Source organism: Candidatus Zixiibacteriota bacterium, from assembly GCA_034439475.1.
Taxonomy (GTDB): domain Bacteria; phylum Zixibacteria; class MSB-5A5; order GN15; family FEB-12; genus JAWXAN01.
The window spans coordinates 1-17,134 of sequence record JAWXAN010000079.1 but is presented as its reverse complement, the minus strand read 5'-3'; the positions used below and the strand labels follow the sequence as shown (position 1 = coordinate 17,134).

Sequence of the window (17,134 nt, the reverse complement as noted above, 5' to 3'; positions counted from 1 at the left end):
CCTGCACACAGGTATCAACTTCTGTCTGCTCGCGCTCTTTATTGTTACTGGCGTAGGTTCAGAATCTGGGAAGGCCGCAGACGACAGCACAACAGTAAAAGCTCCAATGGTCGAGCAGACCGAAACGCTCATCGGTCTCCAGTTCGATCCAAAAGAACGTGACAGCATGCTCACCGACCTCGATGACTATCTCGATGCGTATAAAAAAATTCGCTCAATCACCATCCCGAACAGTATTGTGCCCGCAATGCAATTTAATCCTCTACCAAATGGTTTCACATCCGAGACAACATATCATAAAATAGCCTGGTCGCCCGCGGGGCAAATCTCGGGAGAATTGAACGAGAGCAAGCTTGCCTATCTCTCGGTACGTGATTTAGCTGAACTGATAAAAACAAAACGCCTGACATCGGTCGAGCTTACAAAAGTATGTCTCGCTCGGCTCAAACGCTTTGATTCTGTTCTACATTGTGTCGTCACACTTACCGAGGACCTTGCCCTACGTCAGGCCGTAGCCGCCGATTCAGAAATTGCCGCAGGCACATATCGGGGATTGTTGCATGGCATCCCTTACGGAGCCAAAGATTTATTGTCGGTCAAAGGCTACCCGACATCATGGGGCTCGAACATCTATAAAACTCAGACCTTTGCGCACGATGCCGATGTCATCGCCAAGCTCAATCAGGCCGGAGCGGTTCTCGTCGCCAAACTCTCTCTCGGCGAACTTGCATGGGGGGATGTCTGGTTCGGCGGAACCACTCGCAATCCCTGGCAGCCGGATTCAGGCTCAAGCGGTTCCTCGGCCGGATCGGCATCGGCTGTCTCCGCGGGACTTGTGCCGTTTGCTATCGGTTCAGAAACATGGGGCTCAATTGTTTCTCCGTCGACCGTCTGCGGGACAACGGGACTTCGGCCCACCTACGGAAGAGTCAGCCGCGCCGGAGCGATGGCGCTCAGTTGGTCGATGGATAAACTTGGCCCAATCTGCCGCACGGTAGAAGACTGCGCGATAGTATTGGATGCCATTCATGGGACATCGATAGGAAATAATAGGAGAGCCAAAGATCCTTCAGCAGTCGACATCCCTTTTAATTATGACCCGTCGATTGATATAAAACAATTGAAGATCGGCTTTCTGAAAGATGACTTCAATAATGACAGCTCCTATGCCTCTTTCAATAAATCTGCTTTGAAAACACTGCGTGATCTCGGGGCTCGGCTGAAAGCTATTAGTTTGCCTAATTATCCGATTGATGCGATGTCTTTGATATTGACAGCCGAAGCCGCATCGGCATTTGATGACTTGACCCGTTCCAACAATGACACGCTCATGGTTCGTCAGATTAAAAATGCATGGCCGAATGTTTTTCGGGGGGCGCGATTTATTCCCGCGGTGGAGTATATTCAGGCAAACAGATTGCGCACGATGGTAATCGATTCGATGGCGTTAATTATGGATTCGGTCGATTTGTATATCGCGCCATCGTTTGAAGGAAATAATTTGCTCATGACCAATCTGACCGGCCATCCCTGTGTTGTTTTGCCGAATGGATTTGACAGTACCGGGAATCCGGTCTCTATATGTTTGATCGGGCGGTTATACGGCGAGGCGACGTTGCTTGCGGTTGCCAAGAAATATCAGGATGCAACTGATTTTCATCTTAGACATCCAGAACGGTTTAGCGGGAAGTTTTAGGAGTGGGAGTTTATGCGGTGTCGGGCGTCTCCGACCGACGCTAAGGACGAAGCTGAACTGAGATTGCCACGTCGTGGATAAGAATCCGCTTCTCGCAACGACGGGCAGGCTAAGTTGACTTTGATTCTTGTACCACACTCCGCGCCGTGGCGGACGGTGTGATCTTATTGTTGGTGCAGGCCAGAGACGGCCTGCACGAAAAAGACAAAGATGGATTCTCCACCGCGGCGGATGCCCCGCAGTATATTTCATCAAACAGTTGGTTCTCACACTGGGCATATAAAAACCCACCCGTTGGGTGGGCTACAGGAGTAAAGGATCAGACCGTCCGCCGCTCCCACCGGCACGAAGAAGAATATCTGGTTTCCGGCCTGCGCCGGAATGACATTAGCGAAGAAGAATATGAGATTGCCATCCGCCGCGGCGGACTCAGAAGCGAAACTCGCAATGACGTGCCTAAGTATGAACTGTCAGGCGAAGGCTTTCAAGTCCGACGAAGAAGGGCGCCTGACAGCACTTTATCGGAGAGATTTGCAGGTGCACGAGGGCTTTTAAGTCCGCCGAAGGTCTAAAAACGGCGCTTTATTGACAAAATGCAGCGATGGAACTTCGTTGCGATAAGGGAGTTAAAGATAAGCAATACAGACATTATGACTTTTGGCTATTGACAAGTTGAGACCTTTTGACGATGATAATACAGTATGCTTAGCGCTTTACGACAATTAAAAATACTCTTTATCCTGATCGCGGTATTTTCATTTTCTGCCACGCGTTGTTTATGCTCCCATCACTTTACCCCGCCATCTCCGGAATCCGACTGTTGTGCAAGCGAGCGCTGTGTTCCCGAGAGTCCACAATCCGGAAGCGAAAGTCATCTTCCCGAAAACGTGCCCAAGTCTGATTTTTGCTGTTCTACTTTACAGCAGTTGATCAATTCAAATGACCAGCGAAGTGAGTCGCAGAAACTTTCGGTCATTGCGCGATTGTCGCTATTGAACACAGACTATGCATCGCAATCTTTTGTATCCACGCCTTGTTCTCTGCATTCTTCAGCCGAAGACGCGTCACAAGCACAAGCCTCTCCCCTTCCTCTTTATTTGTCCACTCATTCCCTGCGTATTTGACCATCTTCTATTTCCTCAAAAACATTTAAGGAAATACTCCTAATAAGACAATTGAACATACTATGGGATCTTTGGTCTCATGGTTAGCCAATACTTAATGGTTTATAGGTGTTTTACAATATGGGCAAACGTGAGTTGGTTCTATCAGGCCTTGTGCTAATACTCAATGCTGGTGGAAAAGCAGGACAACTGACTGTCGATCAGGCCGTGGAGATCGCAGTCACAAGTAACAAAGAAATCGCAGCGCAACGGCAGTTGCTTCGCGCCGCCGGAGCCGAACTGGTTTTCTCCAAACCCAAGTTCGTTCATAACCCTGAGCTCGAATTTGAGGTGGAAAGCGACGCTCTTACTTCATCCGACGGCAACAGCCGGATTACGGTTGGGCTGAGTCAGGAGTTTGAACTTGGCGGCCAGCGAAATTCAAGATTTGCGCTCGTAGAAAATCGTTTTCGAAGAGCGAAGCTTGAATTGGAAATCATTGAACGTTCGGTCGCAAGACAGACTCGGCTGGCGTTTTATGGAACGCTTATTGAACAGAAGCTTTCCGCACAATGGTCGGATGTCGAGTCCCGTTCAGGGAGAATTCGGGATTCGGCTCAGCGACGAGCATCCGAAGGGATAATTCCGCAATCGGAGTTTCAGTTCCTCGACCTTGATTACCTATCTATAAGAGCTCAGCAATTAGGAGCAGAGGCTGATTATGCATTGGCGGAAACCCGGCTTGCCCTTCTTTTGACTAATGCCGATCCGGATACGCTGTCGCTCGTGGGCGAGGCGAGTGACCTCGTTGAAGAAATCTCATCGGACAGTCTTCTTATTCTCAACAATAAGTCTCATCCTGAACTCCGACGATTAGAATTATTAGAAGAGGAACTCGACCAACGATTCAATTTAGCTCACAGCAACCGAGTGCCGAATCTCAGGCTCGGCGCATTTTACTCTCGTGAACGTCGGACTGATGGCTCTAACGGATCAAGCAACGACCCTTATCTAAGTTCGGGGAGAACCGAGACTGAAAATCTGTTGGGGCTTCGTATCTCCATACCGCTTCCATTTTTCAATCGCAACAAGGCCGAACGGGCCAGATTTCAAGGAGAATCAGAAGCAGCGCGGATTTCCCTTAAGGGCTCCGAAGGTCGAATTTCTACAGTTGTAAGAGGCGCAGTGGATAATCTGGAAAGGGCTAAAGCTTTGTTTGAATTGTCGTCAGGGACAGTGCCGACGGTTGATTCACTCTTTGTGCTTCTTGAAAGCGCCTATGGCGAGGGACGTATTCCTGTTGAACGATATTTGTCTCAAAAAGAATCGCTGCAACAGCACAGATTCTCTTATTACCGCAATTTACGCGCGCTGAATGATGCGCGCATTGAACTTGAAAATGCTTTAGGCCTCACGGCACCGTCCGTAACGCTTGGGAGAGATGATAATGAAGAATAAATATTTACAACGCCTTTTGCATGGACATATCCGGTCGTTCGTCTATGGCGTATCGCTCTTGTTGGTTATGGCAGTCCACATTGTGAGCGTTCAGGCTCATGGCGACGATGACCATGGGGCGTCAGCTGCCAAACCGGCTATGACCGGCGAACCATCGAATCGCCCATGGGGGGCCAGTGATAATTTTGAGGTCGTGGTCGTCTATACCGCAATCGAGCCGGGTACAGAGACAGTTCTTGATTTCTATCTCTCCGACTTTAACACAAATATTCCCGTAGCCGGGGCAACGGTGGAAATTACAGTGAGCGGATCTGATATCTCCCCGCTGTTAGCGGTTGCAGAGCCGGATTCAGGTCTCTATTACGCCAAAATACTTTTTCCAGATACTGGTTCATTTGATTTACTCTTTGATATTACAACTGCCGACGATGCTGATTTTGTCGAAGTCACAGGCGTGCATGTGGGCGGCAGTACGGTGAACGGGATGCAACCTGAGGCCGCGAATGAAAACTCACGCAACATCATCGGCTTTATTGTGGCAGGGTTGTTGATTGTCATTTTAGCTGCGGGCTTGACATTCCGGCTTAATAAGAAAAACCGCAAGTCAATTCAGGCGGCGTTGATCATAGGCGCGTTTCTGGGGATGACCCAGGTGAAACTCCATGCTCACGGGGGGGAGGATCATGAACATCCTTCAAACGATGCCTCTGCCTCATCGGGCCAACCGGGCTTTCTTGGCAAAGGAGCTCAGTTCCTTTTGGGCGTCAGGACAACACCTGTCGAAAAAGAATCGGTGACGAAACAGATACAGGCGCTTGGACGAGTTATAGAAAAACCGAGTTCTTCGGCTAACGTGTTTCCTTCACAGTCTGGACGATTGGTCTCATTGCAGGACGTACGCTACCCCCAGGTTGGGGACAAAGTAAAAAAGGGTCAGGCTATTGCGGCCATTCAGGTGCTCGACGCCTTTATTGTCTATGCGCCGATTGATGGAGTCATCAGCGGGGCCTTTGCGATTCCAGGAGGTAACGCCGATCCGGGACGTCCGCTATTTACTATTCAGAATTTACAGACAGTCTGGGTTGAGGCATTTCTTCAGGGCGGAGATGTGTCACAACTGGGAAGCACGCCATCGGCATCAATTTCAAGTTCTTTTTCACCGGGCAGTGTTATCGAATCACGTTTTGTCGGATTTGCTCCAGAGATAGAGGCCGGTTCAAATGTGCTGAGGGCGCGGTTTGAGTTGCAAAATACAGGCGGGCTTCTCCGCCCGGGAATGCCCGTAGATGTTCATCTGACCACTTCGGAAAAAATCGAGGGTTTCCTTGTGCCACGCGACGCGGTGATGACATGGGAGGGTCTTGATGTTATCTTCGTTCATATCCAGCCGGAAATCTTTGCTCGGCGCACCATTCGAAAACTCGGCGCGTTCGGAGACAAGATTGCCATTGAAGGTGAGATAAAGGAAAATGACCGCATCGTAGTTTCAGGCGGGTATCAGCTTCTTAACATTCCTCAACTTGTAAGCGCGGGAGGTCGTTGAGGTGATAAATGCCATTCTGCGCTTTGCATTAAATAATCGTCTGCTTGTTGTTGCATCGGCGATTCTGGTTCTGATTGCCGGCATCTTCGCGCTTATCAATGAACCGATTGACGTCCTCCCTGATTTGAACCGCCCGACGGTGACAATCATGACCGAAGCCCATGGCCTCGCGCCGGAGGAGGTTGAGACGCTTGTAACTTTTCCGATCGAGACGGCGCTCAACGGCGCGCCGGGCGTGCAACGCGTCCGCTCCACATCGGGGATTGGCCTCTCTATTGTGTATGTCGAGTTTGATTGGGGGTCAGATATTTACCTGGACAGGCAGTTGGTCAGCGAGCGGCTCCAGTTGGCTCGTGGGCAAATGCCTGAAGATTTCACGCCCATCATGGCGCCAGTATCGTCGATAATGGGCGAAATACTCTTGATCGGTATCTCAAGCACTGACAGCACAACCAGCGCGATGGAACTTCGCTCAACAGCAGACTGGATTCTTCGTCCGCAACTGCTTGCCATTCCGGGAGTCTCGCAGGTTACCCCTATTGGCGGTGAGGTTCAGCAGTATCAGGCTTTGGCGCACTCCGATAAACTTGCTCAATATAATGTGAGCCTTGAAAGATTCTCCGAGGCGGCCGCTCAATTTCAGGGGAATACGACCGGAGGATATGTTGAAACGCAAAGCCAGGAGACGCTGATTCGAAATGTCGGGCGCTCGGCCTCGATTGACGACTTGGCTGGCACGGTCGTCGAGATTCGGAATGGCGTTCCGATCCGACTTAGAGATTTGGCTACAGTCAAGCTCGGCGCTCGTGTAAAACGCGGCGATGCAAGTATCAACGCAGCACCGGGTGTCATCGTCTCCGTCTTCAAACAGCCGGGCGCGAATACGGTTGAGTTGACACGCGCGATAGAGACGTCTCTGGAACAGATTGAGACAAGTCTTTCAGACGATATTGAGCTTGTAAAGCTCTTCAAACAGTCCAATTTTATTGAAGCCGCAGTTGGGAATGTCGAGGAAGCTCTCCGCGATGGATCCCTATTTGTGGTATTTGTGCTTGCAATATTTCTATTAAATTTCAGAACAACAGTCATCACACTGACGGCGATCCCGTTGTCGTTCGCCATAACTGCGCTCTTTTTTCACTGGGCAGGTATTTCGATTAATACCATGACATTGGGCGGTCTGGCGATAGCAATTGGCGAATTGGTTGATGATGCCATTGTTGATGTTGAGAATGTGTATCGCAGGCTCAAAGAGAATCGGCAATCTTCGTCACCTCGGTCGGCCCTTCGGGTAATTTACGATGCTTCCCGCGAGGTACGAAACTCAATTGTCTTTGCTACAATCTTGGTCGTGTTGGTCTTTTTGCCGCTCTTCTCGTTGTCTGGAATCGAAGGACGCCTCTTCGCGCCGCTTGGAATTGCATACATCACATCAATCCTTGCTTCGCTTCTGGTGTCTGTAACGGTAACACCGGTCTTGTGTTACTATTTGCTGCCTCGGGCAAAGCTTCTGGAACGTCCCGATAGTTTTGTCGTGCGATGGCTCAAACGCATTGACCGGCATCAATTACAGTTCAGTTTGTCCCATCCGACACTTATTATTGTGACAGTTGCCGTCCTAGTCGCAGGCGCTTTGGTTTCAGTTCCGTTTCTTGGCAAGGAGTTCCTGCCACGGTTTAACGAAGGGACTGCGACTATCAGTCTCCTGACCGTACCCGGGACTTCGCTCTCTGAATCCAATCAAATCGGCACAATCGCAGAACAACTCTTGCTCGAGGTACCAGAGGTGGCCATGGTCGGGCGTCGGACTGGCCGGGCCGAACTTGATGAACATGCCGAAGGAGTGCATTCGAGTGAGATCGATGTTGATTTCAAGCCCAGCAGCCGTGAGCACGAAGCGGTTCTAGCGGATGTAAGAACCCGCCTCGATGATATACCCGGCGTTGTAATCAACATCGGTCAACCTATATCGCATAGGCTTGACCACCTCCTCTCAGGAGTGCGGGCGCAGATTGCCGTGAAGATTTTCGGTGATGACCTCGCGACACTTCGGTCAGCCGCCGCAGATGTGGAAAGAGCCATGCGCGCTATTTCCGGTGTCGTTGACTTACAGACAGAAAAACAAGTTCTCCTCCCCCAGATTCGGATTCAGGTCAAAAGAGAAGAGGCCGCGCGTTACGGTATTCGCGCCGGGGAACTGACAGAAATTCTTGAGACGGCGCTGAATGGAAAAGTTGTTTCGCAGGTGCTCGATGGCGCACGCACATTTGATGTTGTAGTGCGCCTCGATGAGTCGGAGCGGACAACGGTCGAGTCATTGAAGCAAATTCTGATCGATACACCATCGGGATCAAAGATCCCCTTGGAGGCTGTTGCTTCGGTGGTCGAAACTCAGGGACCAAATATGATTGTGAGGGAAAACACCAAACGCAGAATTGTCATTTCCTGCAATGTCTCGGAGCGCGACCTCGGAAGTGTTATAGCAGACATTCAATCAACAATCAACAGTAGCGTCACACTTCCTGTTGGTTACTTCATAACCTACGGCGGGCAGTTTGAAAGTCAACAAGCGGCTACACGACAGATAGCTCTTTTAGGATTGCTTGCTGTGGCGGGAATGATGTTGGCGCTCTACACTCATTTTCGGTCGATGACAATTGTCTTTCAAATTCTTATCAACATCCCGCTGGCGTTGATCGGTAGTATTGTCGCTATATATTTGACCGGCGGGGTGTTATCTGTCGCGACGCTGGTTGGGTTTATTACACTGACAGGCATTGCATCGAGAAATACCATCATGATGATTTCTCATTATATCCACCTTGTCAAAGAGGAGGGTGAGCAGTTTACAAAGGAAATGATAATACGCGGGTCGCTCGAACGACTCTCCCCCGTACTCATGACCGCGCTTACGGCAGGATTGGCCTTGATTCCGTTGGTCATTTCTGCAGGAGATCCCGGAAAGGAAATTCTCTATCCGGTGGCGACTGTTATATTGGGTGGGTTGGTGAGCTCGACCCTTTTGGACTTAGCGGTCACACCAACTATATTCTATCACTTCGGAAGACACGCGCTTGAAAAACATATCAATCATGATAAATCAGAGGAGATCCAACGATGAAACGGCATACCAGTACAAAAGATTTGTATTCACAGAATAATTCCTTAAACGAAAGGCCCCTACCGATGAAAGCAATTTCTCGAAAAACCAATTCATGGATCAAAACAGCCGCAAGATTTGGCGTTTTGTTATTTTTATTCTTTTTAATGCAGGCCTCCAGTTCAAGAGTTTTCGCGCATGGCCCGCACGAAGTCACACCCGGCAAATCAAAAATCCCGACCACGCTTTCTGGTATCTTGTTTGGAATTGATGATCTCCAAAAAGACCTTCAACGCAGCATCCGAGAGAAAAAACTCTCGAATTTGCATGACATTGGACCTGCAATTTACGCCTATACATCGGCGTTGCAACAATTCACCAAAGGCTTTGATACGGGGAAGATGGACACGCTGAAGAAATCGATCAACAAGATTAAGAGTTTATCTGATTTGCTTCATAATGCCGGCGATGCCAAAGATCCTGTCAAAGCAAAGTTGTATGCAGACAAATTGGACACCGAAATTATGGTCGTGAAGAATCTCTTTCCGCCAACCGGCACGCAGTCAACCTTAACAAGCGATGCTGTTAAAAATGCGCCTTCCAACTCTGAAGAGACTAATGAACAGTCAAACGCTAATGATACATATATCTGTCCCATGTGTGAGGGGGTCTCGAGCGACAAACCGGGCAAGTGTCCGACATGCGGAATGAGCTTAGTAAAATCCAAAAACGACGGACACGGACATGGAGCGAGTGAGCCAACTATACAGTCTTTCGCGGCCTCTGCTACCCCGCTTGAAGTCGGCAAACCGACAACTGTGACTGTTAAACTCACAACGAAATCAAATGGTAAACCCGTCACACCTGCAATGCTTGAGATCGCGCATACCGAGAGAGTCCATTTACTTATCATCGACCACAGCCTGACTGATTATCATCATGAGCACCCCAAACCATCTTCGCTTCCCGGTGAATATGATTTCTCATTCACACCACAAAAGCCCGGTCCGTATAGAGTGTGGGCTGATCTCGTCCCGACAGAAACAAATATGCAGGAGTATGTGATAGCGGATATCGCTGGCGCTGGCGAAGGCGGCGCGGTAGCCGAGACTGAAACGAAACTGGTCGACACGGTCGAAGGTCTTCGCTATGAATTAAGTTTCGAGGACGCAAATCTTGTCGCGGGCAAGGCAACCGGAATGAAACTAAGAATTACTCAGACTGATAATACGCCTTTCCTCAAGCTTGAACCTTTGATGAATGCTTTTGCTCACATGGTCGGCTTTAACACCGATTTCAAGACTGTTGTGCATATCCACCCGCTTGGTGAAGAGCCTACTTCTGACACGGAGCGCGGCGGACCTGAACTTTCGTTTCATTTACTTCCCGAGCGGTCAGGATTCATTCGCTTGTTCGCACAGGTGCAGATTGGCGGTGAATCCAAATACGCCAGGTTCGGAATAAATGTGGCAGAGGGCTCTATAAGCGGCTCACATCAGCATTAACGGCAAATATATAGGGTTGGAGGAGATAAGTGGAAGAACACGGGATGAAAGCCGAAAAGGACGGAGCATACAAAGATCCTGTCTGTGGCATGAAAGTTTCAGACAAGAGTCAGCATGCCTTCCAGCATGACGGGACGCGGTATTATTTTTGCAGCGTTTCCTGCAAAAACAAATTCCAGAATGATCCTGAAACGTTTCTGCATCAGAATTCAAGTCAGGAATTTATGCAGCTCAAGCCACTTGCGAAAACAAAGCAATCTTTGAGAGCTTCGACACTGATGTATACCTGTCCGATGCACCCGGAAATCCGCCAACAGGGGCCGGGCAGTTGCCCAAAATGCGGTATGGCTTTGGAACCAGAGCTGCCTCAGGAAATGATAAGCAAACAGGTTTGGACATGCCCTATGCATCCTGAAATAATCAGGGATCAGCCCGGTACGTGCCCCATCTGCGGAATGGCACTTGAGCCTCAAACCGTCTCAGGTGATGCTAACGAAGACCCAGAATTGCGGAATATGAGCCGTCGTTTTTGGATAAGCGCTGTCCTATCTCTGCCTCTTGTGATGATTGCCATGTCTCATTCCATAGGAATCTTTGGCCTTGGGAAAATGTTTTCTCCTTCGACAGTTCAGTGGTTCGAACTGGTTCTTGCCACCCCTGTCGTCCTCTGGGGGGGCTGGCCATTTTTTGAGCGGGCTTATCTGTCAATCATCAACAGGCACCTGAACATGTTTACCCTGATAGGACTTGGAACTGGAATCGCTCACATGTACAGCATTGTTGCCGTTCTCTTCCCGTCCATCTTTCCTGAGGCTTTGAGAATGGATGGCGGAACTGTGGGCGTCTATTTTGAAGTCGCCGCTGTCATTGTAACCCTCGTGCTTTTGGGTCAGGTTCTTGAATTGAAGGCAAGGGGGAAGACAAGCGCGGCCATTCGCGCTCTGCTGGATTTGCGGCCGAAAATTGCCCGACTTATAAACGAGGACGGCACAGAGCATGAGATTCCTCTTGAGCATGTGAAAATCGGCGATAAACTTCGGGTGCGACCCGGAGAAAAGATTCCGGTTGATGGTGTGGTGGTACAAGGCAGAAGCGCCGTCGACGAATCAATGATTAGCGGAGAACCAATTCCGGTAGAAAAGAGAGAGAATGACCCTCTCACTGGAGCGACGATAAATGGCAAGGGTGCTCTCATCATGCGCGCCAAGCGCGTCGGCAAAGATACCCTGCTTGCCCAAATAATCTCGTTAGTTTCATCGGCACAAAGGAGCCGTGCGCCAATTCAGAATCTTGCCGATACGGTCTCAGGCTATTTTGTTCCTGCTGTCCTGGCCATTTCTGTTATTTCATTTGTAGTCTGGTATTTCTTTGGTCCCCAGCCGCGATTGGCGTTTGCCATAATCAATGCGATCTCGGTGCTCATTATTGCCTGTCCCTGCGCGCTGGGCCTGGCTACTCCTATGTCCATAATGGTCGCCATGGGACGGGCGGCATCCAGCGGAGTCTTGTTCAAAAATGCCGAAGCCATCCAAAAATTGCGAGGTATAGATACCCTTATTGTCGATAAAACTGGAACGCTCACCGAAGGAAAACCTCGGGTCACCAATGTTGTTGCCGAATCAGCAATAACACAGGACGAACTCATGCGACTTGCCGCCAACCTCGAAATTGCCAGCGAACACCCTTTAGCCGAAGCAATCGTAAGGAAAGCCGAAGATTTGAAAGTGGGCATTAAGCCTGCCGAGCAGTTTGAGACATTGACCGGATATGGCGTAACGGGCACATCAGACGGTCGTCAGGTGGCTCTGGGCAATAAGGCTCTTATGCAAAAGCTACATGTTGAGACATCGACTTTAGAGAAAGATGCAACCATTTTTCGGAATGAGGGGAAAACCGTTATGTACGTGGCAATAGATTCGGTACTTGCGGGACTCATTGCCGTCGAAGATCAAATCAAAGAATCCGCCCATCAAGCTATTAAATCCTTGCAAGCTTCGGGGATGATAGTTGTGATGCTCACTGGCGATAATAAAGCGACAGCGGCTACCGTCGCTAAACAGCTTGGCATAACTGAAGTCCTTGCCGAGGTGCTCCCAGAACAAAAGTCCACACATATTAAAAAACTTCAGGAACAGGGACGCAAAGTGGCTATGGCTGGCGATGGGATAAATGACGCTCCCGCATTGGCTCAGGCCGATGTCGGCATTGCCATGGGAACCGGAACCGATGTCGCAATTGCAAGCGCGGGAATAACTCTTGTCAAAGGGGATCTCCGTGGAATCGCACGTGCCCGGGAAATCAGCCAAGCGACCATGAGCAACATCAAACAAAATCTATTTTTCGCATTTCTCTATAACGCGCTGGGAGTGCCAATAGCTGCAGGCATACTATATCCGCTCACCGGCCTTCTCCTAAGTCCCATGATTGCCGCGGCGGCGATGAGTCTAAGCTCGGTCTCAGTGATTGGGAATTCGCTGCGGTTGAGGAAAGGTTAGAGGTGAAAATATGATTGGCTATTCCCTTTGACTTTTTCGACTTGTTGCATATATTTGCCTGTTACTTCACAGTTGTCCAATTAACTACCAAAAGTTGACAGAGTAATGCCAAATCAAAGTTCAAGCCGTTTCTCCCGTTTTTCCACAAGACTGCCCATTCTCGCTGCTTCTGCCACAATACTGCTTTTCTTCTTTTTCTCAGGTAAGACCAATTCAGAGCCAGTCACTGCTGAACATCAATTAACTGTGTCTGTTTCCGGTATGGTCTTGGATTCTGCTAATGCCTCTGCCCCCCTTCCCAATGTCCGCGTAATGATTTTTGATTCGTTGCTCAGTGTATTCCAAGAAACCAGAACCAACAATTTCGGGATGTATAGTCTGAACAACCTCCCAACGGAACAGCTAATCATCGGATTTGCGGCCCCCAACTATGGTTACAAACAATCGGCGCTCACTTTGGTCGGCCAGAATATCATAGTAAATGTGAATTTACTGCCTGAAACCGAACCAGGACGCTGGTCAATAGTCGGAAGCAGCGCCCCCGAGTACTTGGATGCATCGAACTCGGGTTCCCTTCTACCAAACGGGACTATACTCTTCTGCCACGATACAAAAGAGCCTATTCTTTTCGATCCAGCGACTGGCATTAGTACTATCGCCGATTCGTCGAGTTCAGAACAGGGATGTCACATATCGACACTACTACTCAACGGCGACTTGGTCTTTATAGGTGGACAAGGAAGCGAAGATTTCACCGACGCCGTCAAAACCACAAAAGTCTACGACTACAGAACAAACACGTGGACAAATAAACAGGACATGTTTGAGGAGCGATGGTACCCTGCACTTTCACGTCTACACGATGGAAAACTATTGATAATGGGAGGCGGTCAAACGCCCGATGCAGCTCGTACGAAGACATGCGAGATATACAATCCCGAAACAAACAGCTATACGTACACCGATTCGATGCTAAATTCGGCAGAGTTTACTCCGTCCTTATTGATGCTCAATGGTGAAGTCCTGCGGACATGGTATCCGCCGCAGATTTATTCGCCAATGACCGGGACTTGGAGAACGACAGGACAACTTGTCCAACAGAATCGCTTTTGGCCCGGGCATAGCGATCACTCAATTATCCTGCTGCCTGATGGACGGCCAATGATCTGTGGGATTTACCGCGGAAATTTGACGAATCCTTCGATGGTAGAGTTTTTCGACCCAATTACTGAAACATGGAATCTCGGCCCAACTCCACAGGTCACGAGATCACAGCCGGAGATTGTCCTGCTCCCGAATGGAAAGGTGCTTTGCGCGGCGGGAAGACTTGAAGATAACAATCACGCCATCGAAACTGACAAGGGCTACACGAAGCTGAGTGATATTTACGATCCGCCGACTAACTCTTGGCGGTCGGTGGCGAAACTGCTGACTTTTCATGAGTACCATGCCACAACATTATTGGTGCCGGACGGGCGAGTCATAACCGCTGGAGGCAGCAATTTGAATTTTACCGGCCCAACCAATTACAATATTGAGGCCTACGAACCGCCCTACTTATTTCGCGGCCCGCGACCGGTTATCACATCAATCAGTTCCACTGATCTAAATCGATCTCTGTCGTTTACACTAAATGTCTCGCGTGCTGATTCGGTGACCCAAGTCATCCTGACAGGAACCGGCTCGGTCACTCACTGGGTTGATGGCGGCATCCCGAGATATATTAGCCTCCCTTTTGAACAGGACGCTCAACAATTAAGTACGACGGTGCCCGGCGATTCCAATACTACCCCGCTTGGATACTACATGCTGTTTGTTTTGGTCGACGATGTACCCTCTGAAGGAAGGATTGTCAGAATTGGAGCTGACACGGCATGTTGTATCGGCTCAACGGGTAACCTTGACGGCGACATCGGCGATACTGTTGATATTAGTGACCTGACAATGATGATAGATCGTCTCTTTATATCTTTAGCGCCGCTCTCCTGTCCGGCTGAAGCGAACACTGATGGTACGGGCAATATCGACGTTAGTGACTTGACAGCTTTGATAGACTTCCTTTTTATAAGCCTGCAACCGTTGCCGACCTGTCAATAGAAAGCGCCAGAGGCGCCGGCCGGGGCTGTTTTTGCAGATCACAGCTTGCTCCTAAGTCCAATGATTGCCGAGACAACTACGCGTTGACGATTGTCGTTTCTGATATGGAAGGTAGCAATGGAGGAGCGTTAGTCGGGACCCACACCATCGAAGAACTCGACAACCCCGGTTTCTAATGAATACTCGGCACCGACCACGAGAAGGCCTTCGTTCTGGATTAGCTGCTCCAGAACTTCTGATCCGTGACGTAAATGGTCCACCGAAACGCGGACGTTCGCCCGAACAGCATGCCGCACAAGAGCGTCCAAGTCGTGCCTGAGCTCGGTCTTCAGCAGCGCTTCGACCGAAGGCCGGACGCGGTCGACGATCGAACGCAGATTACGCGATTGGTTTTCCGCTGGCTGCTGAAGCTCTTCAAGGGTGGCCAGAATGGCTCCGCACTGGGAATGCCCCAGCACAACTACCAGCCGGGTGCCGAACCGCGATGCTGCGAACTCGACGCTGCCGACTTGCGAGGGAGCAACGATGTTTCCCGCAACGCGAATGACAAACAGATCGCCGAGGCCTTGGTCGAACACGATCTCAGCCGGAACCCGCGAGTCCGAACAACCGAGGACTATCGCGAAGGGTTGTTGGTCCTTCGACAACTCGGCTCGCCGTGAATGGCTCAGCGACGTGTTGGGGCTCCGCATGCCAGCCGCGAACCGGAGATTCCCTTCTCGGAGACGGTTGAGCGCTTTTTCTGCCGACGTCATTGATTTGATGGTCCTTCCTCGCCTAACGGCGTCTGAGTTGAGCGGACAACATCCGGTCATTGTCCGCTGCAACGTGGGTTAGGCTCCCGGTCACCGCTGGGGCGAAACTCCGCCAACCAGGTCTTCTAACTTGGGGGGTCCATTGACCCAATTAACGTCCCACGGGGCATCGACCGTGATGAACAGGAGTGCGCCTTCTGTCGGAGTGGTCCAGGCTTCGTGGGTTGCCTTGCTCGGAACATAGTTGAACGAGCCAGCAGTCAGGGCTTGGCGATGACCTTCGCACTCCATTACAAACGTCCCGCTCATAACGGTGTGAGTCTCGTTTGCTGTGTGCCAGTGCTTGGGCACATGGGCGTTGGGTGGAACTCGGATCATGAGCTGGGCACCACCGGTCTTGGAATCGACGTGAAGTATGACAATCTCAGCCGAGCGCTCACCAAATTCTGGGAAGATCCGTTCCCATTTGAACTCTTCGGGCAAGACGTTGAAGGAATGTGCGGTCGCATCTGGCGTCGGCTTCGGTGGCGCATCGCAAGCAAGGAAGCTGCCTATACCTGAGAGCGCTGCACCAAGAGCAAGCAAGAGAATCCGAGTCTTCATAAGACCTCCTTGGTTACATGTGAACCATAAAGCAGTGTGGAACTTGAACCTGACTCTGTGAATTGTCTCTTGGCAAGGCTTATTGGTTCCTATTCCGAACTGCCATTATCTTTGGCTGTCCATAAAATAGCCGGAAGCTGTTCATACAGCAAGTGCCATTTCGGGATGAACTCTGAAAGCATGGCAGAATAAGTATGCTCCAAGGAGAACGGCACACTCGAAGCCAAGTTGATTCTCACCCGGTTTACTGCGGAACTGTACCAAAGACTAAGCATTCAAGTTGCTAAGTAGAACCTGACCCTTCGAGGTTGGCATGAGAAGTTCTGATACTCGGTAAATAATCCGGCCGCCCTCGTTTATGCGAGGGCGGCCAGGTTGAACAGGTGGGAAAGGGAGTTATTTCAACTCTTTATTTGGTTAGTTGCACGGAGCAAGCGGAGTCAACGAAATAAAGAGGTTATCGATCAATGCGGTCAAATCAGATATATCTACAAGACCATCTTTAGGAGCAGCAATGTCTCCCGCATCGTTGCATGCCAGTGGGGTCAAGGAGATAAAGAGGTTGTCAATCAATGCTGTTAAGTCCGAGATGTCAGCTACTGCATCGGCAGGAGAAGCAACATCGCCGGGAACTACACAGCAACCAGCAGGCGGGCAGGTGTTGCCTACGCCAGCGGCGACTTCGCCGAGATAGCCGCCGTCGGAGAGAAATGTCCAGTCGGCAACCCATGAGCTGGCAAGCGAGACACTGGGGTCGAAAGCGCCCATATAAGTAACTG

At 50.1% G+C, this 17,134-nt stretch carries 12 protein-coding genes; 8 read left to right on the top strand and 4 right to left on the bottom strand.

What is annotated here, in order from left to right; all coding sequences use genetic code 11:
- Positions 1-106 precede the first annotated feature (106 nt).
- From SGI97_11290 to SGI97_11255, 8 genes are all read left to right on the top strand, one after another.
- Positions 107-1,696: an amidase gene (locus SGI97_11290; GenBank protein ID MDZ4724463.1), complete on the top strand. Its 1,590-nt coding sequence runs from the start codon at positions 107-109 to the stop codon at positions 1,694-1,696.
- 158 nt (positions 1,697-1,854) lie between these two features.
- Positions 1,855-2,268, top strand: coding sequence for a hypothetical protein (locus SGI97_11285; GenBank protein ID MDZ4724462.1), 414 nt, complete (start codon positions 1,855-1,857; stop codon positions 2,266-2,268).
- Positions 2,269-2,940: 672 nt separating this feature from the next.
- A complete protein-coding gene (locus tag SGI97_11280) occupies positions 2,941-4,257 on the top strand; it encodes a TolC family protein (GenBank protein ID MDZ4724461.1) in 1,317 nt (438 codons plus the stop codon).
- Positions 4,247-5,800 (top strand): efflux RND transporter periplasmic adaptor subunit, encoded by a 1,554-nt coding sequence (locus SGI97_11275; protein MDZ4724460.1) that lies wholly within the window; start codon positions 4,247-4,249, stop codon positions 5,798-5,800. Before SGI97_11280 ends, SGI97_11275 begins: the two co-directional genes overlap by 11 nt.
- A 1-nt stretch (position 5,801) precedes the next feature.
- The gene (locus SGI97_11270; GenBank protein ID MDZ4724459.1) at positions 5,802-8,921 is read left to right on the top strand and encodes an efflux RND transporter permease subunit; all 3,120 of its coding nucleotides are present in this window, start codon (positions 5,802-5,804) and stop codon (positions 8,919-8,921) included.
- A gap of 65 nt (positions 8,922-8,986) precedes the next feature.
- Complete coding sequence (locus SGI97_11265) at positions 8,987-10,405, top strand: heavy metal-binding domain-containing protein (GenBank protein MDZ4724458.1); 1,419 nt, start codon at positions 8,987-8,989, stop codon at positions 10,403-10,405.
- A gap of 44 nt (positions 10,406-10,449) precedes the next feature.
- Entirely contained in the window at positions 10,450-12,900 is a 2,451-nt protein-coding gene (locus tag SGI97_11260) for a heavy metal translocating P-type ATPase (GenBank protein MDZ4724457.1), read from the top strand.
- A gap of 105 nt (positions 12,901-13,005) precedes the next feature.
- Positions 13,006-14,997 carry a galactose oxidase-like domain-containing protein gene (locus tag SGI97_11255; protein MDZ4724456.1) on the top strand — a complete coding sequence of 664 codons (1,992 nt, stop codon included), beginning with the start codon at positions 13,006-13,008 and terminating at the stop codon, positions 14,995-14,997.
- A gap of 128 nt (positions 14,998-15,125) precedes the next feature.
- On the opposite strand, the gene SGI97_11250 is transcribed toward SGI97_11255, so the two are convergent.
- The 4 genes from SGI97_11250 to SGI97_11235 form a co-directional block, all read right to left on the bottom strand.
- The gene (locus tag SGI97_11250) at positions 15,126-15,752 is read right to left on the bottom strand and encodes a carbonic anhydrase (protein MDZ4724455.1); all 627 of its coding nucleotides are present in this window, start codon (positions 15,750-15,752) and stop codon (positions 15,126-15,128) included.
- A 90-nt stretch (positions 15,753-15,842) separates the two neighbouring features.
- Positions 15,843-16,355, bottom strand: a complete 513-nt coding sequence (locus tag SGI97_11245) for a cupin domain-containing protein (protein MDZ4724454.1) — start codon at positions 16,353-16,355, stop codon at positions 15,843-15,845.
- Between the two features lie 89 nt (positions 16,356-16,444).
- On the bottom strand, positions 16,445-16,630 hold the full coding sequence (locus SGI97_11240) for a hypothetical protein (protein MDZ4724453.1): 186 nt from the start codon (positions 16,628-16,630) through the stop codon (positions 16,445-16,447).
- Positions 16,631-16,772: 142 nt separating this feature from the next.
- Positions 16,773-17,134, bottom strand: a 362-nt coding sequence (locus SGI97_11235) for a hypothetical protein (GenBank protein MDZ4724452.1), incomplete at its 5' end; no start/stop codon positions are given.

What these genes read in the sequence shown, in the direction of transcription:
- SGI97_11290 (MDZ4724463.1), top strand. Translation starts at nt 107, where the DNA reads ATGGTCGAGCAGACCGAAACGCTCATCGGTCTCCAGTTCGATCCAAAA.
- SGI97_11280 (MDZ4724461.1), top strand. Translation starts at nt 2,941, where the DNA reads ATGGGCAAACGTGAGTTGGTTCTATCAGGCCTTGTGCTAATACTCAAT.
- SGI97_11275 (MDZ4724460.1), top strand. Translation starts at nt 4,247, where the DNA reads ATGAAGAATAAATATTTACAACGCCTTTTGCATGGACATATCCGGTCG.
- SGI97_11265 (MDZ4724458.1), top strand. Translation starts at nt 8,987, where the DNA reads ATGAAAGCAATTTCTCGAAAAACCAATTCATGGATCAAAACAGCCGCA.
- SGI97_11260 (MDZ4724457.1), top strand. Translation starts at nt 10,450, where the DNA reads ATGAAAGCCGAAAAGGACGGAGCATACAAAGATCCTGTCTGTGGCATG.
- SGI97_11255 (MDZ4724456.1), top strand. Translation starts at nt 13,006, where the DNA reads ATGCCAAATCAAAGTTCAAGCCGTTTCTCCCGTTTTTCCACAAGACTG.
- SGI97_11250 (MDZ4724455.1), bottom strand. Translation starts at nt 15,752, where the DNA reads ATGACGTCGGCAGAAAAAGCGCTCAACCGTCTCCGAGAAGGGAATCTC.
- SGI97_11245 (MDZ4724454.1), bottom strand. Translation starts at nt 16,355, where the DNA reads ATGAAGACTCGGATTCTCTTGCTTGCTCTTGGTGCAGCGCTCTCAGGT.
- SGI97_11240 (MDZ4724453.1), bottom strand. Translation starts at nt 16,630, where the DNA reads ATGCTTAGTCTTTGGTACAGTTCCGCAGTAAACCGGGTGAGAATCAAC.